This window comes from Paenibacillus phocaeensis (assembly GCF_900021165.1).
In the GTDB taxonomy this organism is placed as follows: Bacteria; Bacillota; Bacilli; order Paenibacillales; family Paenibacillaceae; genus Fontibacillus; species Fontibacillus phocaensis.
The window spans coordinates 122,076-143,920 of sequence record NZ_FCOQ01000007.1; the positions used below are offsets into that span (position 1 = coordinate 122,076).

General features: G+C 55.2%; 23 protein-coding genes. 8 read left to right on the forward strand and 15 right to left on the reverse strand.

Annotated elements, in window-relative coordinates; genetic code table 11:
• The first annotated feature begins 90 nt into the window (after positions 1-90).
• Entirely contained in the window at positions 91-1,080 is a 990-nt protein-coding gene (locus BN3795_RS01895; RefSeq protein WP_068783061.1) for a dimethylarginine dimethylaminohydrolase family protein, read from the forward strand.
• A gap of 47 nt (positions 1,081-1,127) precedes the next feature.
• Here BN3795_RS01895 and BN3795_RS01900 read toward each other — a convergent pair whose 3' ends face one another.
• Complete coding sequence (locus BN3795_RS01900; RefSeq protein WP_068783062.1) at positions 1,128-1,316, reverse strand: hypothetical protein; 189 nt, start codon at positions 1,314-1,316, stop codon at positions 1,128-1,130.
• Positions 1,317-1,504: 188 nt separating this feature from the next.
• Here BN3795_RS01900 and BN3795_RS01905 point away from each other — a divergent pair, with 188 nt between their 5' ends.
• From BN3795_RS01905 to mscL, 3 genes are all read left to right on the forward strand, one after another.
• Positions 1,505-2,413, forward strand: coding sequence for a DMT family transporter (locus BN3795_RS01905; RefSeq protein ID WP_068783063.1), 909 nt, complete (start codon positions 1,505-1,507; stop codon positions 2,411-2,413).
• Positions 2,414-2,435: 22 nt separating this feature from the next.
• Entirely contained in the window at positions 2,436-2,633 is a 198-nt protein-coding gene (locus BN3795_RS01910; RefSeq protein ID WP_068783064.1) for a hypothetical protein, read from the forward strand.
• A 349-nt stretch (positions 2,634-2,982) separates the two neighbouring features.
• Positions 2,983-3,378, forward strand: coding sequence for a large conductance mechanosensitive channel protein MscL (gene mscL / locus BN3795_RS01915; RefSeq protein ID WP_068783065.1), 396 nt, complete (start codon positions 2,983-2,985; stop codon positions 3,376-3,378).
• Positions 3,379-3,466: 88 nt separating this feature from the next.
• Here mscL and BN3795_RS01920 read toward each other — a convergent pair whose 3' ends face one another.
• The 12 genes from BN3795_RS01920 to BN3795_RS01970 form a co-directional block, all read right to left on the reverse strand.
• Complete coding sequence (locus tag BN3795_RS01920; RefSeq protein ID WP_068783066.1) at positions 3,467-4,507, reverse strand: SPFH domain-containing protein; 1,041 nt, start codon at positions 4,505-4,507, stop codon at positions 3,467-3,469.
• Between the two features lie 20 nt (positions 4,508-4,527).
• Positions 4,528-5,337 carry a TPM domain-containing protein gene (locus BN3795_RS01925; protein ID WP_068783067.1) on the reverse strand — a complete coding sequence of 270 codons (810 nt, stop codon included), beginning with the start codon at positions 5,335-5,337 and terminating at the stop codon, positions 4,528-4,530.
• Positions 5,334-6,365: a hypothetical protein gene (locus BN3795_RS01930; RefSeq protein WP_068783068.1), complete on the reverse strand. Its 1,032-nt coding sequence runs from the start codon at positions 6,363-6,365 to the stop codon at positions 5,334-5,336. The genes BN3795_RS01925 and BN3795_RS01930 overlap by 4 nt, the downstream gene beginning before the upstream one ends.
• 31 nt (positions 6,366-6,396) lie before the next feature.
• Positions 6,397-7,095 carry a PspA/IM30 family protein gene (locus tag BN3795_RS01935; protein WP_198524619.1) on the reverse strand — a complete coding sequence of 233 codons (699 nt, stop codon included), beginning with the start codon at positions 7,093-7,095 and terminating at the stop codon, positions 6,397-6,399.
• Positions 7,096-7,283: 188 nt separating this feature from the next.
• On the reverse strand, positions 7,284-7,430 hold the full coding sequence (locus tag BN3795_RS25415) for a hypothetical protein (RefSeq protein ID WP_198524620.1): 147 nt from the start codon (positions 7,428-7,430) through the stop codon (positions 7,284-7,286).
• An 80-nt stretch (positions 7,431-7,510) separates the two neighbouring features.
• Entirely contained in the window at positions 7,511-8,530 is a 1,020-nt protein-coding gene (locus tag BN3795_RS01940) for a PHP domain-containing protein (protein ID WP_068783070.1), read from the reverse strand.
• Positions 8,531-8,554: 24 nt separating this feature from the next.
• Positions 8,555-9,385, reverse strand: a complete 831-nt coding sequence (locus BN3795_RS01945) for an alkaline phosphatase family protein (protein ID WP_068783071.1) — start codon at positions 9,383-9,385, stop codon at positions 8,555-8,557.
• Complete coding sequence (locus tag BN3795_RS01950; protein WP_068783072.1) at positions 9,386-10,189, reverse strand: DeoR/GlpR family DNA-binding transcription regulator; 804 nt, start codon at positions 10,187-10,189, stop codon at positions 9,386-9,388. It abuts the gene before it with no gap.
• 5 nt (positions 10,190-10,194) lie between these two features.
• Complete coding sequence (locus tag BN3795_RS01955; RefSeq protein WP_068783073.1) at positions 10,195-11,241, reverse strand: ABC transporter ATP-binding protein; 1,047 nt, start codon at positions 11,239-11,241, stop codon at positions 10,195-10,197.
• Complete coding sequence (locus BN3795_RS01960; RefSeq protein ID WP_068783074.1) at positions 11,238-12,047, reverse strand: ABC transporter permease; 810 nt, start codon at positions 12,045-12,047, stop codon at positions 11,238-11,240. The genes BN3795_RS01955 and BN3795_RS01960 overlap by 4 nt, the downstream gene beginning before the upstream one ends.
• On the reverse strand, positions 12,047-12,970 hold the full coding sequence (locus tag BN3795_RS01965; protein ID WP_068783075.1) for an ABC transporter permease: 924 nt from the start codon (positions 12,968-12,970) through the stop codon (positions 12,047-12,049). Before BN3795_RS01965 ends, BN3795_RS01960 begins: the two co-directional genes overlap by 1 nt.
• Positions 12,971-13,071: 101 nt before the next feature.
• On the reverse strand, positions 13,072-14,208 hold the full coding sequence (locus BN3795_RS01970) for an ABC transporter substrate-binding protein (RefSeq protein WP_068783076.1): 1,137 nt from the start codon (positions 14,206-14,208) through the stop codon (positions 13,072-13,074).
• A 751-nt stretch (positions 14,209-14,959) separates the two neighbouring features.
• Between BN3795_RS01970 and BN3795_RS01975 the strand changes: the two genes are divergently transcribed.
• Both BN3795_RS01975 and BN3795_RS01980 read left to right on the forward strand, forming a co-directional pair.
• On the forward strand, positions 14,960-15,367 hold the full coding sequence (locus tag BN3795_RS01975) for a CidA/LrgA family protein (protein ID WP_068783077.1): 408 nt from the start codon (positions 14,960-14,962) through the stop codon (positions 15,365-15,367).
• The gene (locus tag BN3795_RS01980) at positions 15,337-16,026 is read left to right on the forward strand and encodes an LrgB family protein (protein ID WP_068783078.1); all 690 of its coding nucleotides are present in this window, start codon (positions 15,337-15,339) and stop codon (positions 16,024-16,026) included. The genes BN3795_RS01975 and BN3795_RS01980 overlap by 31 nt, the downstream gene beginning before the upstream one ends.
• Positions 16,027-16,502: 476 nt before the next feature.
• Here BN3795_RS01980 and BN3795_RS01985 read toward each other — a convergent pair whose 3' ends face one another.
• Positions 16,503-18,488, reverse strand: coding sequence for a flavocytochrome c (locus BN3795_RS01985; protein ID WP_068783079.1), 1,986 nt, complete (start codon positions 18,486-18,488; stop codon positions 16,503-16,505).
• A 248-nt stretch (positions 18,489-18,736) separates the two neighbouring features.
• Positions 18,737-19,255 carry an SRPBCC domain-containing protein gene (locus BN3795_RS01990; RefSeq protein WP_068783080.1) on the reverse strand — a complete coding sequence of 173 codons (519 nt, stop codon included), beginning with the start codon at positions 19,253-19,255 and terminating at the stop codon, positions 18,737-18,739.
• A 186-nt stretch (positions 19,256-19,441) separates the two neighbouring features.
• On the opposite strand from BN3795_RS01990, the gene BN3795_RS01995 reads away from it, so the two are divergent.
• Together BN3795_RS01995 and BN3795_RS02000 are read left to right on the forward strand one after the other, a co-directional pair.
• A complete protein-coding gene (locus BN3795_RS01995; protein WP_068783081.1) occupies positions 19,442-20,740 on the forward strand; it encodes an arsenic transporter in 1,299 nt (432 codons plus the stop codon).
• A gap of 170 nt (positions 20,741-20,910) precedes the next feature.
• Positions 20,911-21,845 (forward strand): RCC1 domain-containing protein (locus tag BN3795_RS02000; RefSeq protein ID WP_408634995.1); only part of this gene is annotated, 935 nt, incomplete at its 3' end.

A 21,845-nucleotide genomic window follows, 5' to 3' on the forward strand; every position in this document is an offset into this window, starting at 1 on the left:
TGTTTTGCCGCAAGGCCCAAGTGGGAACGATAGGAATAGAAGCCATTTCGGGATGATCCCTTCATCCCTAGACCTGGAAAGGAGCAGCAGATGTCGTCTTCGTATCCCTATTTATCACGAAACCTTGTTCATGCGCCATTTCATGATCCGGAGCTGCTGGAGGCAGTCTGGGGACAGCGCTGGGGCACCGAGAATCCCATCGGCCCGATTCGCCTGGTGCTGATGCATGCACCGGGAGAGGAGGTGCTGCAGCTGCATGATCCCGCCGGCGCGATCGAGTCCGGCCCTGTTCTGCTGCAGCATATCCGGGGAAAGCAAAGCAAGCATAACGGCACTTCCCCGCCCAAGCTCAAGCGATTGCAAGCCCAGCACCAGGCCTTAGCCGCGGCTCTGGAGAAGGAAGGCGTTCGCATCCTTTGGCTGGACAAGCCGGAGCAGCCTTGGCCGGAAACGATGTATACCCGCGATTTGGGGATGGTGATCCCTGGGGGCGTTATTTTATCCCGCCTGGCGCTGTACGTCCGGTACGGGGAAACCGCGCTGGCCGCCCGCACCCTTGGTGCAGCCGGGGTACCGATCCTCGGCATGATTCAGGGCAGCGGCTTTGCCGAGGGCGGCAGCTTCATCATGCTGGATCGGCATACGGCGGTTGTTGGCCGGTCGGAACGGGTGAATCCGGACGGAATCGAGCAGGTGCGCCATCTTCTGTCGTTGCAGCAAATCGACCTGATCGTCGTCGATTTGCCCGCCTCCATCATTCATCTGGACGAAGCGTTCCTGGTGGTGGACCGCCGCAAGGCGCTGGTAAATATCGCGTTGCTCCCGTATTGGTTCCTGGACGAGCTGCATCGGCGGGGGGTTGAGCTGCTCCATGTCGATCCCCGGGATCCGACATTAACCATCAACGGCCTGGCCCTGGCCCCGGGCAAAGTCCTGTTCTCTGCGGACGGGAAGCACACCATCGACCTACTCTCCAGCCAAGGCGTCGAGGTGATTCCCGTCGAGATCTCCGAGATCGCCAAGATGGGCGGCGGCATTCACTGCTGTACGCTGCCGTTGATTCGGGAACCCTTGCTGTGAACGGCGTAGGGACAAAAAAAGAGACGCCGGACGCGTCTCTTCTCCCCTTACTTGCGGCGATTCTTCGTAAATCGGGTATACACGATCAAAGCTGCGAGCATCATCGCCACAAACCCGATATTCCCGGCAGCTTCGGGTGACATTCCAAACAAGATGCAAAGATTCGTAACCAAGCTCCTGGTCAGCAGCGCGATCAAAATTAGAAATATCGGACGCCACAAGTTAAATCCTCTCATTCAGCGATACTCCCGCCCCTCTAAAATCCTATGATTTCATGTTAGAAAGATTTTAGCATAAATAGAGAGCGTTTGCATTTTTGCTGATAGGGCAAGGGGTTCCTTCCGGTAAACTTTATCATAGACACTCCCGGCGGTCCGTTTTTTATAATCATAGGGGTTCTACATAAACGGGAGGATTTACATCTATGTGGTTTCTATTTGCTTTATTGACGTCTTTGGCTTGGGGCGGCGCCGATCTGTTCTACAAAAAAGGCAGCGACAGCCAGGACCGGTACAGTCATTTGAAAATCGTCGTCATGGTGGGTCTCGTGATGGGGATTCACGGTACGGCGTATCTGCTGATCCAGGGGCTTTCGTTCGATCCGATGGATATGATTCGTTATTTGCCGGTATCGGCGCTGTATATCCTGTCGATGGCGATCGGTTATTTTGGGCTTCGGTACATCGAGCTCTCGATTGCTTCGCCGGTGCAGAACTCGTCCGGAGCGGTGACGGCGATCCTGCTGTATCTCTTCTTCCCCCATGATCTTGGCTGGGTTGAAATTGCGGGGGTGGCGATCATCACTATCGGCGTGGTGGGACTGGCGGTTCTGGAGAAGCAAGGGGAACGGGTTGCTCTGAGATCGGGATCGAAGCGCGTGGATGCCAAATACCAAATCGGGGTCATGGCGATCACCTTCCCGCTGCTGTACTGCCTGCTTGACGGACTAGGCACGTTTGCCGACGGCATCTATCTGGATGAGCTGAAGCTGATCGGCGAGGATGCCGCGCTTCTGGCTTACGAGTTCACCTTTTTCCTGTGCGCTGCGGTGGTCTATTTCTACTTGGTTGCGGTCAAAAAGCAGCGGTTCAATTTCTGGGGGGAACGCGTCAAAGGTTATGCTGCCATCTTCGAGACGGCGGGCCAGTTCTTCTACGTATTTGCCATGGCCAGCAATGCCATCGTGGCCGCGCCGCTGATCGCTTCGTACAGCGTATTCTCGGTGATTCTGTCCCGCCTGTTCCTCAAGGAACGGCTCAGTCGGCGGCAGTACGCCGTCGTTGTGCTCGTGCTGGCGGGAATCGCGCTACTCGGCCTGGCGGACGAGCTGTAGGGAGAGCCGCGGATAAGGCGGGTTGAGTGGCAGGCCGGGCGACGGGCTGGAGCGTAGTGGCGAGCCCGGGACAAGCGGGGGAGCGAGCCGGAGCGGCGCGAGTAACGGGCAGAGCGCTGAGCACGGGGCGGAGCGAATGGCGGGCAGAGCGTTGAACCCGGTGCTGGGCGAGTGGCAGGCGGCAACGATCCAAGTGCGGAGCGAGTGGCGGGCACAGTGACGTGCCCGGCTTATGAGCTGGGCAATGTCCCTGCCCCCGTCAAGCCGGGCGCCCCTCCGTATGCAGGACCCTGCGCTCTAACGGATCGTAATGCCCTTATTCGCCCATTTTTCGCATATTTCCCAGCGTAACGGACTCCACAGCCCTTATTCGGCTTAGGGAACTGCTATTCTTGATGATTTTCCGGAAATAACGCCCTCTCGATCCGTTACGTTCCGAAAACACCCGATTGCCCTCATTTAGCGCCTCTGGGTTCCGTTAGACCCCTCTTAGATTTTCCACGCTATGGACTACCCCCGCTCCGCTCATGGTATACTGCAAATAATATGCTGAAAGCGAGGTACACCATATGTGGAAAGAGTTCAGAGCCTTTGCGCTGAAGGGAAATGTGCTTGACCTGGCCATCGGGGTCATTATCGGCGCTGCCTTCGGGAGCATCGTGACCTCTCTGGTCAACGACATTCTGATGCCGGTCGTCGGCCTGCTGGTGGGCGGGATCAATTTGAAAGAGATGCAGTTTCAATATGGGGACACGGTGCTGAAATACGGCGCTTTCCTCCAAACCGTCATCGACTTCTTTATCGTCTCCTTCTCTATTTTCCTGTTCGTCAAGGGGATCAACAAGCTCAGACGCAAAGAGAAGGAGGAGCCGAAGCTCGAAACACCTCCCGCCCCTTCCAAAGAAGAGGAACTCCTGGCCGAAATTCGCGATTTGCTAAAACAAAGAGCGTTGGAAGAGAAGTGACGCTGCTTTCCACCCATACGACGAGCCCGAGTGCAACTGGAGCGTTGCGCCGGCCTCGTCGTATGAGGCTTGGAGCTTTATGAGGGAGTCACCCGGCCGATGGTCCCAGCTTCTGCCCGCAATTCGGGCAGAAATTCGCGCCTTCATTCTTGGCCCCGCAGTTCGGGCAGAAGTTAGGCCGCTTGGAACCGGCTTCGCTAGCGGAAGGCGCTGCAGGTTGCGGCGGCTGGCTCGCTTGCGGGGGTTGCGGCGGCGACTGGGGGTCCGCCTTCTCCTGACCCGGTTCTTGATTCAGGTTCTTCATCATTTCCTTGGCCAGGTTCATCCCCATCATCATGCCGGCCATGTCCGATGCCGCCCCGCCGCCTTGCACCTTGCCTGAGGCGAGGCCGTCGGTCATGCTGACCTGCTGATACTTCGGCAGGTTGCCGATCATTTCATGCGACGCCGTCTTGGTGATCATATCCTGGATTTCCTTCGGATAACTGAAGCTCATGACCTGGAATCCCGTAATCGCCAGCCCGTCGTCCATCACTTGCATATCCAGGTCCTCCTGAATGCCCCGCGCGATATCCACGGCGTTCGCCTGTAGATTGAACATGTCTTGGCCCTCTCGGCTGATCCATTTCATCAGCAACTGGTCAAGCACGGAGGTAATGCGAAGTCTGACGTCCTCCACCAAATAGCTTTGCTTGATCCCCGCCACTTTATCGATTAAGGTCACATAGTCGTTCACCTTGAAATTGAACGTGCCGTTCGCACGGATCGGCATCCCGCCGGGCAGTTGAGGCGTAGGGATCAACACGGGATTTTGCGTGCCCCACCGGACGGTAAACTCCTTCGTGTTCACGAACAACACCTCAACCCGCATCCCGCTGTTGAAGCCGAACTTGAATCCCTTCAGCGTGGACAGGAACGGCACGATCTCCGAGGCGATGTTGTATTCGCCTTCTTCTTTGAAGATCCCCTCGATTTTCCCGTTGTTGATAAAGACAGCGTCCTGCCCCGAGCGAATGATTAATTTACTCCCTTTTTTAATCTCGCGGTTATTCCATTTCCAGAAAATCATGTCGTCCCGGAATTCTTCCCATTCCACGACATTGGCAAATTGGCTTTTGAAAAAACTCATAGGCTCCCCGGCCCCTTCCGTTAAAATGATCCCCGGCTTCCGCTATGCGAGTGTCCGCCGCTGGTCGTTCCGCCGCCTCCACCTCCGCTACTGCTGCCACCGCCGCCTCCACTGCTGCTGCTCTCGATCTTCCTTTTCGTTACGGTCGTACGGAGATAGTTGTCTTGCCGCCATATGACGCCGGAGTCGCCAGAGTCCTCATAGGTACGGCTGTTCACCGTCATCCTGCCGCCGCTCCGGAACGCCATCACGCCAACGACCAGCCCTCCAATGACCAGTCCGATCAGCAGCTGGGTGTCGGTATTAAACAGGGGGTTATCCGGATTGACTCCTGGCCGGTACCCCATATATCGGTAGGAGGTGCGTATGTATTCCTCGAATGCACCCTGATAATCGCCTGCGGTTAGCTGCGGGGCGATCTTGTTGCGAATTTTGTCCAGGCGGCCGTCGTCCAGATATTCCTCACCTTTGTAGAATCCAGCCAGATATAACTCCCGGTTGCGCATATCCAACGTCAAAATCACGGCATTGCCATGGGGCCTGTCGTAACCCGGAGCCCGCTCGTCATAGAAATCCTCGGTCAGCTTCACGACATCCTCATCCTCGGGATTATCGGTCGTAAAAACGATGATGTCCGTCTCCCTCTTTGGCCCATATTCATTCGCCAAGGCATTTAACGATTCGACAGATTCCAGATACAGGATATCGGCTTCGTCGTAAATCAGCTTCTTGTCGGTTGGAGCTTGTTCTGCCCGAGCCGACAGCGGAGTCAGCATCCATAGTGCGATCAGCATTAGCAACAAATACGTGGTGATCCATCGCTTGTTCATAGGAATACGCCTCCCCACAGCCAGGCCACGATTTTCAGCCCCAGGAAAGAGAGTGCCGAAACCCCACCGAACCATGCCGCCATTTTCCCTTTGCTCAGCGGCGGCTTCCCGACCACTTTACCGGTCTGGCCGTTCATGGCAAAGGTGTATTGCTTTCCTTTGTAGTTGTAATAAACCATCCACACCGGCAACAGCGTGTAGTTGGCCCTTTTGACGGTCGTGTCGATCTCCTTGTCGCCATAGCTTACCGTAGAGTACTCGGAAACGGTCGAAGAAATGTAGGATTCGATATAAGGCATTACTTTTTCCCGGGCTCTCGGAGTGAGCTGCTCGCTGGTATAGTTGTACTTCTCGGCGATGTATCCAGCTAGGTAAGGCGTCTTAAACGTCTTTATTTGTTCGTAAGGAAAAGGCTCCAGCTTATCCATGAGTTGATCGTCCATTTTCGCCGATGCATCGAGCGGCAGCCGCACATAATTAATCCGAATTCTCCGGTAAAACTCGTAGTAATCCGTCTCCGTGTATTGATAATCGCCGCTTCTGTAACTTCTCACCTGGGTCCCTTGTCCGCGGACATCGACATTATTCAGCAAATCATACAACCAGAACGGCACGTACATCCCGGTGATGTTCTGGATGCGGTCCGCAGTCATGAAGCCGCGGGGGGTGAGCAGCCCCTTCCGGCACCACTTCTTGAAAGCCGCCATCGCCTCTTCCTTGCTGATCGCAAACGGAATCACCTGTTGCGGGGCCAGCTTCCCGGTCAGGCGATCGCTGAGCACCACGGCGGAGCCGCAGAAGCTGCAGGTTGTTGCGCTGGTCTCCGGTTCCGTCATGATCACCGCGCCGCAGCTTTCGCAGTGGTATTCCAAGACCTCGTCCTCCGCGAACATTTGCTGCTTCAGCGGGTCGGGAATTTGCTCGATATTGTCCTTGCGGCCGCAGCTGGGGCAGGACAACTTCCCCGTCGTACTGTCAAAGGTCATGCCGCTGCCGCAGCTCGGACATTTGTATTCAATTACCGGCAATTCATCCACCTCGATCCATCCGTATAAGAGTTCAAGAATCTTGTTTGTTTATTTTCGCTTTGAGCGCCGCCAGTTCGTCTTCAGGAGCCGATACCGGGGGTGCCCCTGGAGTTATCCCCGCCGCGTTGCCCTTCTCAAGCTCCGCGAAGACGGCGTCCAGATCGTCTTCCTGCGCACCGGCTCGAAGCTCGGCAAGAGCCAGCGCTTCGTTCAGCGCTTGATCCGCCTTGGCCTCCAGCTCACGAAGCGCCGCTTCCGTTCCGCCGGAAGCTTGCGCCCGGTTCAGCGCATCGGCCTCTGCCAACTTACCCTTCAGCGCGACTTGCCGCGCCTCCAGCTTCTGCAGATCGGAGCTGAGCTTCTCCTGCATCTGCTTCATTTTCAAAGTATGCTCAGCCGCCTGCTCGTAAGCCGTCTGCAACCCATGCAGCCGTTCTGCCTGCTTCGCCTTCCGCTCCAGAAATTTCAACGCGGCGGATTCGTCGCCCGATTCCACCGCTTTCTCTGCATACCGCTGCAGCTTCCGGACCTCCTCGGCGCATTCATCCCTCGTGCGCTTCGCCCGGTCCTCATCCGCCTGCACCGCCGCCATCTCCGCATGGACCTGCCCGATGTCCAGCCTCAATTGACGCAGGTAGGCATCCACCGTCGCCGCCGGGTCCTGGGAACGCTCCAGCATGGCGGATAGATTGGACCGCATCACATCTCGAAACCTCGACAAGATTCCCACTTTTCGTCCCTCCCTCAGATCATTCATTTACTTAATAATACATCAAAACCAACCCATTGGTTTCATTGTCACCAACGAAGGCATGGCAAAAAAAGAACGCCCTTGAGGGCGTTCGCCAGGAATGGCGCTATCGCGGACTGCATGATCCATGCGGGATCAACCTGATCCTACCGACATGAAATTTCGTTCTAGTTTGGTTCCTTTCTTTTCTCGGAGTATGCGATCAGGTTGACTTTCTCCCCGATGGATTGTTCGAGCTTCTCCTCCAGTTTCCGAATCTCCTCAACTAGTGGCTCCTGGTCTTTAAGATCCGTGAATTCGTAATCCTGCTGCACGATGCACGCTCCTTCCTATTTTTCTAGGTAACGTGCACGGAAAGACAGGGTTCTATACAGGCGAGGTGGGCTAGAACGAACTACTTGGCCGCCGCGTTACGCGCGAAGATCGGCACCATCCGCCGCTTCCCGTCCCGGAACACCGCCAACTCCTTGTAGCCAAGTCTGATCGCGTCGGCCAACGCCGTATCAAGCAGCGTACCGATATCGTCCGGGAAATGGGCGTCCGAGGATAAGGTTAGCGGAACCCCGTAATCGGCCAATACGGACAGGAACAAGGGGCTCGGACAGCTCTCCGCAATGGGATAACGATAAGCGAGTCCGGTATTGATCTCGGTAATAACGCCGCTGCGCACCATTTCCTTGGCGATGCTCCGGTAATACGGCAGCAGCTTCTTCTCGTCGGCCGGCCGGAAGCCAAACACCTTCAGGTTGTCGGGATGGGCGATGATCTGGAACAGGCCCGAAACGCAGGCTTCCCGCAACAATTCGTAATAATCCGCGTAGGTCTGCACGGGATCCCGGCCGTCGAAACCGGCCTTCGCTTCCGGATTGTCGAACCCCCAACCTTCGAGGAAATGCACCGAGCCGATCACGTAATCCCAGTCGTAGCCTGCCAGGATTTCGCCCAGTTCCGCTTCGCACCCAGGGAAGAAATCCGCTTCGATGCCGAGAGCCAAATCCGGCCGCGTCTTCTTGGCCTCCGTAACGAAGCCGACGAAATCCGTGATCGAAGCCACGCACACCTGATCTAACCAGGCCGACTGCAGCTTGCCAACCCGGCTGTCGTCCAGCAGCATGTGCTTCTCGTAATACGGACGACACTCCCGGAAGCGGTACAAATGGTCGACCACGCCAAACTCCTGGATGCCCCGCTCGCGCCCCCGGATCAAATATCGATCCAGCCATTCTTCGCTGTAAGCTCCTTGCTCCATCCGCCGGGACAACAGCTTCGCCATTTCCTCGGCATACTCGACCGTATGGTGTCCCAGCGCCGGATCCGGTCCCGGCTCGGTCGCAGCCAGCCCTTGCAAAGTACGCGATAGCCAGCGCAAAGAATACGGGCCTTCTTCGAGATGAAAATGCATGTCAACCTTCACCCGCAAACTCCTCCTTGTCTACTCCTACTCCCATTTCACCATGGCCTCGGAAGGCTTGATCCCTAGATAATGACACATCAGCGGAGCTAAATGGAGCTGGGACAACCCTTGATCGCCCTGGAGCTTCGGCGACGGAATCGGCAGCTCGCCAAATACGTACAGCGGGACGTTCCGCTCCTCCGGCTCAGTCCCTCCGTGCTGACCCTCCGCGTTCATCCCGTGATCGGATGTCACGATAATCTCATACCCTTGCGATCGCCAAAGCGGCACCAGCGTGGCGAGAATCCCATCCGCCGCCCGGACGGCGCCTTCATATTGCTTGCTCTCTCCGCCGTGCTTATGCCCCATATCATCGATGTTCATCGAATGGATATAGAGGAAGTTCGGGTTGTACGCCGTGCGCAAATGCTCCGCATCGAGGAACAGGTGGCTATCCGGATAGTGGTCCTCGAAATAAAAAATTCCATGCTGAATCGGCTGGCTCTCGTCATGCTGATGCCGGTCGTTCACCGGATGAAACGGCGCGCGGTTGTACAGCTCGCTGACCCAGTGATACGCGGCGGCAGCCGTTCTTAATCCGGCGGCGGCAGCCAGATGGAACACGCTTTGCTCCCGGCTGAGCCGGGCGATATGATTCGCCGTGATGCCGTTTCTGGCTACCGGCGTCCCGGTCAGCAACACTTCATAGAGCGGGCGCGACAGGCTCGGAAGCTGCGACTGCACTGGGTAGCAGGCCACCTCTCCCTGCTCCATGAGATGCTCCATATACCCGAGATACTTGCGGGCGGCATCATATCTTAACCCGTCAAGTACAACGACGACGAGCTTCTTGGCTTCTGCTTCTGCTGATGACATTCATTTCTCCCCCTTGTAATTGGTGGCTTCAATCCATTGGATGCGATGGATGCGAAGCGCCTGCAGCCATTCTTTCGGCGCGGCAACGTCGCTGACGATGGCGTGAACCTGGCTCAGCGGCGCAATCTCCACGAACGCTTCCTTGCCCAGCTTGGAGGCGTCGGCCAACACGATCGTCCGGGAGGCCGCCTCAATCATCCGCCGCGACATCCCGGTTTCATCGACATCGTAATCGCTGATCCCCCGTTCCAAGGAGATCCCCCCGATGGAGATAAACGCTTTGTCGACCCGGAACTGCGACAGGATGCTTTCGCCGATCGTCCCTGACATGGACTGCTGCTCCGGATTTAGTTCCCCGCCCACCACGAAAATCTTCCCGGAAAACCTCCCGCCGTTCAGCGACTCCATTAAGTGATAGGCCACGGCCAGCGAGTTCGTCAGAATCGTGAGCCGCTCCCGGCCCGCAATCGCCTTGGCCATCTCCAGCGTCGTCGTGCCGATATCGATGGCGATCGTATCGCCCGATTCGATCAGCTCGGCGGCCGCGCAGCCAATCCGCTCCTTCTCCTCCGCCTTCACCTTCTGGCGCTGCAAATACGGCGGTTCGTAGCTGGTCAGCTTGGTCAGGACCGCGCCGCCGTACACTCTTTTGGCCAAGCCTTCCTTCTCCAGCAGGATCAAGTCGCGGCGAACGGTCTCCTCCGATACGGTAAACCGATGCGACAGCTCGGGAACCTTCACCTGCCCTTCCTGCTTCAACTGCTCCATGATGACGCGTTTGCGTTCCTCGGATGAAATCGACAACTTGCTTATGCCCCTTCCTTCTCCAACTGCAGCAGCTGCGCGTGATCCAAAGCGAGGGCGACGGGACGGTTCTCCTCCAGACGTAGGGACCGCCCATCGTTCAGCGCGTCTACCGTCAGGCGAACGCCGGCGGCATCGATGGCGTAACGGATCACGTTGCCGAGGATCGACGCCGAATGGACGATCCCCTCCACGACGGGTTTGCCCGCATGGGCCGGGTCAATCTCTTGCCCCCGTCCTTCAACAAGCGCGAGCGCCTCCGGCCGGATAGCATAGCTCTCCCCGTCGCCGGGGACCGCACCGAACAGCCGCAGCGCCTCGGCCCGCGTAAGCACGTTATAGCTGCCCATGAACCGGGCGACGAACTCCGTGAAGGGCTTAGCGTACAATTCCTCCGGCGTCCCTTGTTGTACGATATTCCCTTGGTTCATCAGACAGACCCGATCGGATAAGGTTAACGCTTCTTCCTGATCGTGCGTGACGAAGATCGTGGTCATGTTGAATTGCTTCTGGATCTCGCGGATTTCCGTGCGCAGATTTTTGCGGATCTTGGCATCCAGCGCGCTCAGCGGCTCATCCAGCAGCAGCACCTTCGGGCGGACGGCCAGGGAACGGGCGAGCGCCACCCGCTGCTGCTGTCCCCCCGACAGCTGTGCGGGATAAGCGTCCCGCTTGTTGGCCAGATCGATGAGCTCCAGCAGTTCGCCGGATCTCTGACGGCGGGTTTCCTTGGCCACCCCGCGCATCCGCATCCCGTATTCGATATTTTCGCGGACCGTCAGATTCGGGAACAAGGCGTACGATTGGAACACCATGCCGATCTCCCGGCTGCGGGGCGGCAGATTCACGATATCCTTGTCATCGAGCCAAATCTGTCCCTCGTCGATCTCCGTCAGGCCGGCGATGCAGCGCAGGAGCGTGCTTTTTCCGCAACCCGAAGGCCCTAGCAGCGTGACCAGTTCCCCCTCGCGGATCTCCAAATTCACCTGGTTCAGCACCATCGTCGTTCCGAACCGCTTGCGGATCCCTTCCAGCTTCAGATATGGCTTCATTCTGAAATCCCCCTGTTTACTTTTTTGCCGAGTTTCATAAGAACCATGGACAACGCCAGGATCAACAAGAAATACGAGATCGCTATCGCGCTGGCTAGATGCCCGCTTTCATTCATGCGACGGGACAGGTAGACCTGGATGGTCTGAATGTGTCCCCCTACCAGCATGTTGGTCATGACAAATTCACCGAACAGGACGGAAAAAGACAGCAGCGTCGACGTCACCACCCCTGGCCAGATGTTCGGCAAAATCACGGTCACGAACGCCCGCATGCGGCCCGCGCCCAGCATCTCCGCGGCATTCAGCAGCTCCGGTGCCGAGACGGTCAACAGGCTGTTGCGGATGCCCTGATACATATAAGGCAGGACGATAATGAAATACGCGCCGATCAAAATATAAGCCGTGCCCGAAATAGGGATCGGGCCGGAGGAATACGCACGAATCAGTCCCACTGCGGCAACGACGCCCGGTACGGCATAAGGGAGCACGACGATTCCCTTCATGAAGCTCTCCAGCCGGGGCAAATAGACGGTGATGATGAACACGGCCGGCAGCATGACGGCCAGGCTAAGCGCGATACTGATCGCGCAGAGGTACAGCGATTCCCACAGCGCGTCCAGAAACCGCGCATCCTGAAACATCCCGCTGAACCATTCCAACGTCCAGCTCTCCGGCAGGAGGGTCGCTTGCCACTCCTTCGCGAACGCGTAAATCATCGTCGCCAGCAGGGGAAGCAGCAGGTAAATCATGACGAGCAGCATCAGGGAACGCGGGGCCCAGCCCGCTCGCTTGGTTGGCGTCTGCATCACAATTCCTCCTTCAGCGCGGGCGGCTTCAGCTTCAGCCCTCTCCGCCGGCGGCGGACCTTCCGCTCCTCCGCCGAGCCAGGGTGGAATCGGTGCAGCCGCTGAGTCATCTTATGATTCAAGTACACGGCCAGCAGCGTCGACAGGCCTAGGATGACCGCCAACGCATTCCCCAACTGCGGCTCGGTCACGACGTCGCCCGAGACCAGATTGCCGATCCGCACGGCAAGCAAGTTGAAATTGCTGCCGACGAGGGCATAAGCCGTTGCGTAAGCCCCCATCGAATTGGCGAACAAGATCCCGAGCGTCCCGAACACCGCCGGCATCAGCACCGGAATCCCGATCGTTCTCCAGAACTGCCACTGGCTCGCACCCAGCAGCGACGCCGCTTCCTTCCACTGCTCCCGAATCCCGTAAAAAGAAGGGTACAACAGCAACAAAGCCAGCGGCACCTGGAAATACACATATACCAGCACCAGCCCCGACCAACTATATAGGTTAAAACCGGCGAACACGTCCCAGCCCCACTGCTTAAAGAGCAAGGTAAAAACCCCGTTGCTCCCCAGCAAGATAATGTACGCGAAGGCCAGCGGCACCCCCGCGAAATTCGAGGTCATATTGGACACCATGATCAGACGGTCCCGCATCCTCGGCGTGAGCCGCGTCACGGCATAGGCGCACGCCAGTCCAACGATGATCCCGATCAAGCTCGAGAAGACCGAAATCAGCAAGCTGTTCTGAATCGCTTTGAGATAATAATCGCTTTGGAAGATTCGCGCGAAATACTCTAACGTGATTCCGGTACCGTCCTCCGGGCGGACGCTCCCCGTGATCATCGACACGATCGGCACCAACTGGAACAGGGCCACCATGACGACGAAAGGAACCAGCCCAAGCAAAACCCAGCGATTTTTTCGTTTCACGCTATACCCTCCTCATGGGAAAAAGGGGCGCCCTCCGTCCAGGACAAGACGTTTGACGCACCGCTTCAACTTATTGAACTTGGACTTAGGGATTCGTCCCATTAGTTCATATGAACGAGCACGCGCTCCTGCCAGAGCTGCGGCAGCTTCTTGGCCGTCTCTTCCCAGGCCTTGTAGTCGCCGACCGGCTTGACGTTGGCATACGCTTCGGCCGGCAGCAGCTTGGCGGCTACGTCCTCCGGCAGCTGAACGCTTTCGCGGATCGGACGGGCATACCCTTTCGCCAGATTGATTTGCCCAGCATCGCTCAAGATGTACTCGCGCGCCAATTTAGCAGCATGCGGATGCGGCGCGTATTTATTGATGATCGTGGCGTAACCGCTGACCACGCTGCCTTCCTTCGGAATCGCCACGTTGAACTTCTCCGGGCCGCCCAACTGATCGCGGTAATTCAGGGCATTGAAGTCCCAGAACAAGGTGACTTGGACTTCGCCTTTCTCGATGTTGGCCAGCGAAGCTTCCGCGCTGGACAAGCGGCCTTTTTTCGCGAGGTCTTCAAAGTAAGCAATCCCCGGCTCGATGTTCGTTTCGTCCCCGCCGTAAGCGATGGCGGCCGCCAGGACGGCCATTTGCGCTTGCGCGGCTTTGGTCACGTCGCCAACGATGAGCTTATAGTCGCCGTTCTTCAGGTCTTCCCAGCTTTGCGGCGGCGTTTGAACCAAGTCTGTGTTCGTGAAGAACGCGATGGAACCTTGGTAACCTACGACCCAGTGACCGTCCTTGTCCTTGGCCCAATCCGGAATCTCGTCCCAATACGAGGTTTTGTACGGTTGGGTGACGCCTTTATCCAGCGCGACCGGGCCAAACGCGATGCCCACGTCACCGATGTCTGCCGTCGGCTTGTCCTTCTCCGCCTCGAATTTGGCGATTTCATCGGCGCTCGACATATCCGTATCCGTGTGCTCCAGCCCATACTTGGTTTTCAGATCCGCCCATGTATCTTTCCAGTTCGCCCACGTATCCGGCATGCCGACGCTCACGACGGTGCCTTCCTCTTTCGCCTTTGCTTCCAGATCAGCCAACGAGAGCTCCTCGGCCTGCGCCGCACCGCTTGTGTCCGTTGCGGCTACGTTACTCCCGTTGCTTCCGTTGCCTCCCGCACCGCAGGCGGCAAGCATCAATACGAACAAGGATAAAACCAAACCCAACGCTAATTCCTTCTTTAACCCGAATTTCATGGTTTTCATGCACTCCCTGTGGATTATTGTGGGTTCGCTATATATTTCTGTTGATTTCAACCCAAGTAGAGTATAGGTTTTGACTGTTTGCGCTGGATTAATGGAAATGGTGAAGTTTATTAAATCGGGGGGGGGAGGGGGGCGGAAGTACGGATGGGAATGGAAGGGATTGGATCTGATGGGTTGGGAGGCGAGAAGGTCGGATCGGAGCATGGCAGGGGCAGTCGGCTTGGCGGAATAAGGGACATTTATGGTCTTATTGGGACGTTTGAACTCGTGGTGCGTTAAATAGGGGAATTTTATGGCGTTATTTTGCCGGATCCCCGCCCAAACCCGCCTTTTCCAGCCTACTTTTCTGAAATAAGGGTACAAATGTCCGCTATTTCACGCCAAACTCGATCCTTGGAGGNTATGGTCTTATTGGGACGTTTGAACTCGTGGTGCGTTAAATAGGGGAATTTTATGGCGTTATTTTGCCGGATCCCCGCCCAAACCCGCCTTTTCCAGCCTACTTTTCTGAAATAAGGGTACAAATGTCCGCTATTTCACGCCAAACTCGATCCTTGGAGGAAATAAGGCCCTTTTTTACCCTTATTGCATCTGCCCTCACCCGGCGTATCCTGCTTAGCGCTTACATTTTTGTTCGGTAATTTGCCCTTGTAAAATCCGCTTCGGAAGGGATAAGATAGCTTTGATATTTTTCAGCAGCAAGGAGGCGCAATGAAGGGGCTCTCTTCTCTCTTCATCATCTATGAAAGTCATACATTTCTTGTTTCAGATTGCCCTGCTCACGGTTTTTTACGGAGCGGGGATGTTGGTTCAGACACTGAGCAAAGCGCCGATTCCCGGGAGCATCTTCGGGCTGGTGCTGTTGTTTCTGGCTCTTAAACTGCGGTTGGTTCCTGCGAAGTGGATTGATCAAGGGGCCGGGGTGATGCAGAAGCTGATCCCCTTATTCCTCGTGCCGGCCACGGTCGGCGTCATGGACTATTTCCACGTGTTCACCTCAGGCGGACAATGGCTGATTGTGATTGTTGTGCTCAGCACACTCCTCACCCTGATTCTGGCGGGATGGACGACGCAATGGGCCGCCCAACGGACCCCGAAATCGCAAGAGGAGGCGGCCCCATGCGTGAAGTCCTTTACGAAACAGGCATAGTGCTGGGCGTTGTCCTCTTGTACCTCCTGATGACTGGGCTGTATCGCAAGCTAAAATGGGCCATTCTCGTTCCGGTGCTAACCTGTTCCATCCTGATCATCGGCTTGCTGATGTCGACGAGGGCCACTTACGGAGAGTTCATGAGAGGCGGTCGATGGCTGCAGTACGGTCTTGGCCCCGCCGTCGTAGCGCTCGCCTACCCGATGTACAAAGAGCTCGACGCGTTGCTTAAAGAATGGCGAGCGGTCCTCGCCGGCACGATCGTCGGCATTGTAGCCGGGATGATCAGCGGCATCGGGTTGGCCCTATGGGCCGGTTATCCCCGTCAACTGATCGTGTCCCTCCTGCCCAAATCGATTACTACGCCGGTGGCGATGGAAATCTCCAGCAGCTTGGGCGGCAACGCCTCCATTACCTCTGCGCTTGTGATGATTGCGGGCCTTACGGGGGTCATCCTCGGTCCTATGATCTTCAAATGCTTTCGGATCACCAATGACAACGGGCAAGGCATTGGCTTTGGGGCCGCTTCCCACGCGCTCGGCACGAGCAAAGCCGCGGAGTTTGGACCCGCCGTCGTCTCCACCAGCACGGTAGCCCTGACCTTTAGCGCCGTGTTCGGCTCCGTGTTGGCGCCGTTGGTCGCCTGGCTATTCCTGTGACGGGATCGCGCTGACGGAATGACACAGCGAGCTTCGGCAGCATTCCCTCGGTTGCCATATCGCCCTAAACGGCAATGTTTGGGGGCCGGCTGGTGGGAATAATTGCAGGAGTGCAGCTATTTTCACCCATTCTCGGTTTTTTCCGGAAATAGCTGCGAGGATGCAGTTATTTTCCAAGGAAAAGGCCGATTTTCTCAAAATCACAGAAAATAACTGCACCTGCGGAGCTATTTAGCCCATAAGAGGTGAATCCGGGGAATTTAACTGCACCTGAGCCATTATTTCGCTGATTTCATGCCATTCAATTCATGGAATCCCGTCCACACTTCTTAACGACCGTATATCCGCATGGTAGAATATCGCCGGGAAAGGAACCCTCGCTTAGTTACGGGCCCGCAAAAAACAAAAAGCCCCTGCTCCCCCACCGCCTGGACAGCGGGGAGAAGCAGGAGCTTTGGGTTTGCAGTTGCCCGAGATTACTTGCCGGCCGCGCTAGCTCCGGCAATCCGACCAAATGTGAAAATGTCTGTGATCGCATTGCCGCCCAACCGGTTGCCCGCATGAACTCCACCGGCAACCTCGCCGGCCGCGAACAAGCCGTCGATCGGTTTACCTTCGGTGTTCAAGACTTGAGCTTTTGCGTTAATTTCCAGCCCGCCCATCGTATGATGCACGGATGGGGTTCTTGGCGTAGCAAAGAACGGAGGCGTTTCGAGTTTGGCGCCAAAGTTTTTCTTGCCGAACTCAGGATCAAGCTGATTTTCTACGTACGTGTTATATTTCTTCATTTCCGCCACAAAAACATCGGCCGGTACGCCCATTTGCTTAGCCAGTTCTTCCAGCGTATCCGCCATGTAAATATTTTTGTTGGCGATCAGATCCTGATAATTGTCGCCCCATACGCTTTTCCCGTTCAGATCCGGGTTGCCCAGCGAGGTCATATCACTGATGATGAAGAAGGTCTTATCCGTCTGCTCCAGAGCGGCAGCCGCCAGAACGTCTCTTTCGGCGTACTCGTTCACATACCGCTTGCCTTCCTTATTTACGAAAATTTGCGTTTCCGCGCTCCCCCATACACCGCCGGACAAAGCCCCCGTTCCCGGCTGCCCGCTCGGCATCAGTTGGATGAAGCCCATGCCCCACAGATTCGCGCCAACTTCCTTCCCCATCACAATCCCGTCGCCGGTCGCATTCGTCGTGTTGGTGGTCTTGATGTCGGCGTCCAAAGCAGGCCAGTAGTTATTGTATTCAACGACCATTTCAGGGTTGGCTCCGAAACCGCCGGTAGCCATGACTACCCCTTTGGAAGCCTTCAAGGTGACCGGAGTGCCGTCAGACTGTTCGGCGGTAACGCCAACAATGCGGCCATTCTCGACGATCAGCTTCGTGGCCTTCGTATTCATCATAATTTCTGCGCCTAACTCTTTGGCGCTTTTTTCCATCGTATTAATATACCCGGTTCCGAGCGGCTCAACATTATGATGAGTTCTAGGCCACAAGGCGCCAAGCACGGTCCCGATCCCATCTTGGAACTTGGCTCCGTGGCTCTCCAGCCATTGAATCGTGCCGTAGCTGTTAGTCGCCAGCGTCTTGACCAGTTCGAACTTGCCGGAAATTACGTTGCCATCCAGATCCGTCCGCTTCCCGCCGATATACGTGTGAATCATATGCAATTCAGGTGAATCAAACAGCTTGGTGGTATCCCCATTAGCCAGGTATTCCTTGATTTGACCTTTGAGCGTCTTGAGGGTCTCGGCATAATCGCCGAATTCTTTCTCATCGTAAGTCAGAATCTCTTTCAACTCATTGATGAGCGCTTTCGTCATAGCCACTTTAGGCTGTCGAACCGGATCATAGGAATTGAATTCGCCCCCGGAACGAATCGTGTTCCCGCCAAGCGATGGCGATTTTTCGATCAAAATCACCTTTGCCCCGTTCTCAGCAGCTGATACCGCAGCGGCCAGACCCGCTCCGCCCCCGCCGACAACCACGACTTCCGTCTCCTTGGTAATGGCCTCTTTAGCGGCCGCCTTAAGCGGTTCCTTATTTCTCAATGCGTCGATATCCGCCCCAGCCTTCGCCAAAGCGTCCGCGATCGCGTCAATCAGGCCGTTGCTAGATACGGAGGCCCCCGATACGATATCCACCTTCAAGCTCTGCCCCTCGACAACCTTCTGAGGAATGGTCTCAAATACCGCATCGCTTACGCCCTCGGTGTCCTTCTGCTCCAGCACTTTCACCGATTTGATGGTATTGGCATCTACCGTTACTTCTACTTTAATCACGCTATGTAAGCCTTGTGCTTCCCCTGTGTATGTCCCCGGTGTGTAAAGCCCTTGGGTATCCGCTGCAGGCGTTGCTTCCTTGTTACTGCCGCTGCATCCGATCAGCCCCATGATCAAAATAACTACGAGTGCCGCCAAAAATCCGGTTCTTACATACCTGTAATTCAAACTCCTCATGTCTTTCCGTTCCCTCTTTCGTTGAATTGTAATTTTTTTCACAATATTAGTGAAAAAATTCACGAATATTGCCGGAGCAAATTCGCTTACCTTAAGAATTATAGGCATGAAATTTCTTGTCTTCCCATGCTTTTTCTCACAACAGGGGTTAAAATAGCACCCTGGACCCGGAATGAGGCCTTAGAGCCATTCTAAAAAAACAGCCGTCGGTCCGGTCCCCCAGTCCGCGCGGCTGTTCCTGCATTTCCTTATTTCACTTCGTTCAGGCGCTCTTCCAGGCGATCCCACGTTTCCGTGATGCCTTGCAGCATGCCCATATCCATAACGGTTTTGAGGGATTCCGAGGAGACGTATTCCCCGCGGCTGACCAGCTTCGTTTGACCGCCGCCCAAATCGATGAACTCCATCTTAACCACGGTGGATGGCAGCGAATCGTCCACCTTCCCTTCCGCATCCGAGAAGTAGTCCGTATACACGAACCCGTCCGGTTCGTCGATTTCCTTATATACCGCTTTGCCCCAGGACTCCGTTCCGTAAAAATCCCCCATCTGCGGGTCCATACATTTCATACAGTAATGCCAAACGCCGCCAGGCCGGAAGTCGACCGTGCAGACCGTAACCTCAAATCCCCTTGGCCCCCACCAGTGTTTCAGGTGCTCCGCTTCTTTGAACATGGAGAACACGAGCTCCTTCGGTGCGTTAAACACCCGTTCCAGCACCAGTACCGATTCATTTTCCACGCGGTGAACCATCGTTTGATTCGACATCGACAAATCCTCCTCATCGGGATTAGAGATATAGTCTTACTCCATAACAATATACACTGTAGGGAATATTCCTGTAAAGGAATATTTGAAATCTATGTACAAAAAAAGAAAGCAGTGAGACAATGATTAACGGCTTATTGATAGAGAGATAGATAGAGTACACATTTGGGGGAAGAAGAGAAACCGATGGAATTGGACATCTTGGCAGCATCGCTTATTTTTGGAGTTACCTTGACCTTAGTCATTTGGCAGCCGAAGGGGCTGAATATCGGGTGGTCCGCTTGCGGCGGTGCGGTGCTGGCCCTGCTGGCCGGCGTCGTCGGATTCAGCGACGTGGGGGAAGTCGTGCGAATTACGTGGAACGCCACCTTAACGTTTATCGCGATCATTATCATTTCGCTGATCTTGGACGAGATCGGCCTGTTCGAATGGGCAGCGCTGCATATGGCCCGGGCGGCACAACGCAGCGGCATCCGCATGTTCATCTACGTCAGCTTGCTGGGGGCGGTGGTTTCGGCGTTTTTTGCCAATGACGGGGCGGCCTTGATCCTCACGCCGATCGTGCTGGCGATGGTCCGGCATTTGAATTTTGAGGAGAAAATGATCTTCCCGTTCATCATGGCGAGCGGATTTATCGCCGACACCACCTCGTTGCCCCTCGTCGTCAGCAACCTGGTGAATATCGTATCGGCGGACTATTTCGGGATTGGCTTCGCGCAGTATGCCGCCCGGATGATGATCCCGAATCTGTTCTCGCTTGGGGCGACGATTGCTGTGCTGCTGCTCTATTTTCGCAAAAGCATCCCTCGGACCTATGACCCGTCCAAGCTCAAAGCCCCGGCTGAAGCCATCAAAGACCCGCGCCTATTCCGCTTATCTTGGGTGGTGATGGGGATTCTGCTGATCGGATACCTGACGTCCGAGTTTCTTCACCTCCCGGTATCCTTGCTTGCCGACGCGGTGGCCCTGATCTTCTGGGCGATCGCCCGCCGAAGCCAAGCGGTTGACACGAAGGCCGTCATGAAAGGCGCGCCGTGGAACATCGTTGTTTTCTCGATTGGGATGTACCTGGTGGTGTATGGCCTCGGCAATGCCGGGCTGACGGAGGTCTTGGCCGACCTCATCCAGGGAGCAGCAGATCAAGGCCTGTTCGTATCCACGATGGCCATGGGTTATATCTCGGCATTCCTGTCGTCGATCATGAACAACCTGCCGGCCGTTATGACCGGTGTGCTCGGCATCGCCGAAACCTCGACCTCCGGCCCGATCCGCGAGTCGCTGATCTACGCCAACGTCATCGGCGCCGACCTCGGCCCGAAGATTACGCCGATCGGCTCGCTGGCCACCTTGGTCTGGCTCCACGTCCTCGCCAAGAAGGGCGTCCGCATCTCCTGGGGAACGTATTTCAAAGTCGGCATCGTCCTGACGATTCCGATTTTGTTCGCGACGTTGCTGGGGTTGTGGGTGGTTTTGAGGGTGTTTTAGGGAGGGGGGATTAAATGAATAAACTGTCCATAAAGCCACTTTTCTGACTACCTCCTGTTTCTCTTTTGCGAATATGGAGTGAATACAGCTCATTTATTTACATTTTATTAATTTGCTCCCATTATTAAAGGGTACGGTAATTCAATCAATCTAGAATGAGGAGGATACATATGAACAAGAAATCCGCATTTGTTCTTGTCTTCGCATCTATAATTCTAGGCGTCATGCAATGTAATCATTCCGTGTTCGCTGAATCTAGCCAACCTAGAACGGCATTAAATGAAATTGTATTTATAGAAAGCTATAATAGCAATTCATATGCAATTAACTCGGAAGGACAGATTTGGACTTGGGGATTTAATCAGGATGGTAGATTAGGAATAAGCCATAAAGTAAACTTATACGTTCCAACATTACTGAACATTGAGGGTGCAAAGTTCTCGGAAGTTCGTACAGATACTTTTCATTCCATCGCCCTTACTCAAGAAGGTTCGGTTTATACCTGGGGAAGTAGGTATGCAGATTCGACGACCCCGCGTAAAGTCTCATCCCTAAGCAACGTGATAGATATTGCTGTTGGAGAAGAACATTATTTAGCTCTGGACTCCACAGGTAAGCTATGGGGCTGGGGATCTAACGAACATGGACAACTCAGTCCTGGATTGCAAAAAAAAATCTATGCAGAACCTGTAGAAATTACTGAAGTGAATAATATCAAATCGATTACGGCAATTTCATGGGGATCGTTTGCTTTGAAGAATGACGGTACCGTTTGGGGTTGGGGGACGTTTAATAATCATAGCTATAGCCCCACACAGTTATTACAAATGAAAGATATTCATTCCTTGAAGCGAAACATGGCGGTCGATGCTCGCGGAGATGTATGGATTTGGGACATGGATAATCCTTTTCAACGCCAGATTAAGCATGACCTTCCAGAATCCGTAATCGATTTTGGTTATGGAAGTGATTATCTTGCGGTCACTCAGGACGGTGCAGTTTGGTCCTGGGGGATTCACTCACAACCTACCCAAATCAAAGGGATTCAGCATGCAACCGCCGTTGCAGGCGGGGATAATAACACCTACTTTTTTTATAAAAGCGG

Coding starts and splice junctions, on each gene's coding strand:
- BN3795_RS01990 (WP_068783080.1), bottom strand. CDS start 19,255: ATGTCGAATCAAACGATGGTTCACCGCGTGGAAAATGAATCGGTACTG.
- BN3795_RS01970 (WP_068783076.1), bottom strand. CDS start 14,208: ATGAAATTCGGGTTAAAGAAGGAATTAGCGTTGGGTTTGGTTTTATCC.
- BN3795_RS01975 (WP_068783077.1), top strand. CDS start 14,960: ATGAAAGTCATACATTTCTTGTTTCAGATTGCCCTGCTCACGGTTTTT.
- BN3795_RS01960 (WP_068783074.1), bottom strand. CDS start 12,047: ATGCAGACGCCAACCAAGCGAGCGGGCTGGGCCCCGCGTTCCCTGATG.
- BN3795_RS01905 (WP_068783063.1), top strand. CDS start 1,505: ATGTGGTTTCTATTTGCTTTATTGACGTCTTTGGCTTGGGGCGGCGCC.
- BN3795_RS01985 (WP_068783079.1), bottom strand. CDS start 18,488: ATGAGGAGTTTGAATTACAGGTATGTAAGAACCGGATTTTTGGCGGCA.
- BN3795_RS01895 (WP_068783061.1), top strand. CDS start 91: ATGTCGTCTTCGTATCCCTATTTATCACGAAACCTTGTTCATGCGCCA.
- BN3795_RS01995 (WP_068783081.1), top strand. CDS start 19,442: ATGGAATTGGACATCTTGGCAGCATCGCTTATTTTTGGAGTTACCTTG.
- BN3795_RS01980 (WP_068783078.1), top strand. CDS start 15,337: ATGCGTGAAGTCCTTTACGAAACAGGCATAGTGCTGGGCGTTGTCCTC.
- BN3795_RS01955 (WP_068783073.1), bottom strand. CDS start 11,241: ATGAAGCCATATCTGAAGCTGGAAGGGATCCGCAAGCGGTTCGGAACG.
- BN3795_RS01900 (WP_068783062.1), bottom strand. CDS start 1,316: ATGAGAGGATTTAACTTGTGGCGTCCGATATTTCTAATTTTGATCGCG.
- mscL (WP_068783065.1), top strand. CDS start 2,983: ATGTGGAAAGAGTTCAGAGCCTTTGCGCTGAAGGGAAATGTGCTTGAC.
- BN3795_RS01945 (WP_068783071.1), bottom strand. CDS start 9,385: ATGTCATCAGCAGAAGCAGAAGCCAAGAAGCTCGTCGTCGTTGTACTT.
- BN3795_RS01920 (WP_068783066.1), bottom strand. CDS start 4,507: ATGAGTTTTTTCAAAAGCCAATTTGCCAATGTCGTGGAATGGGAAGAA.
- BN3795_RS01925 (WP_068783067.1), bottom strand. CDS start 5,337: ATGAACAAGCGATGGATCACCACGTATTTGTTGCTAATGCTGATCGCA.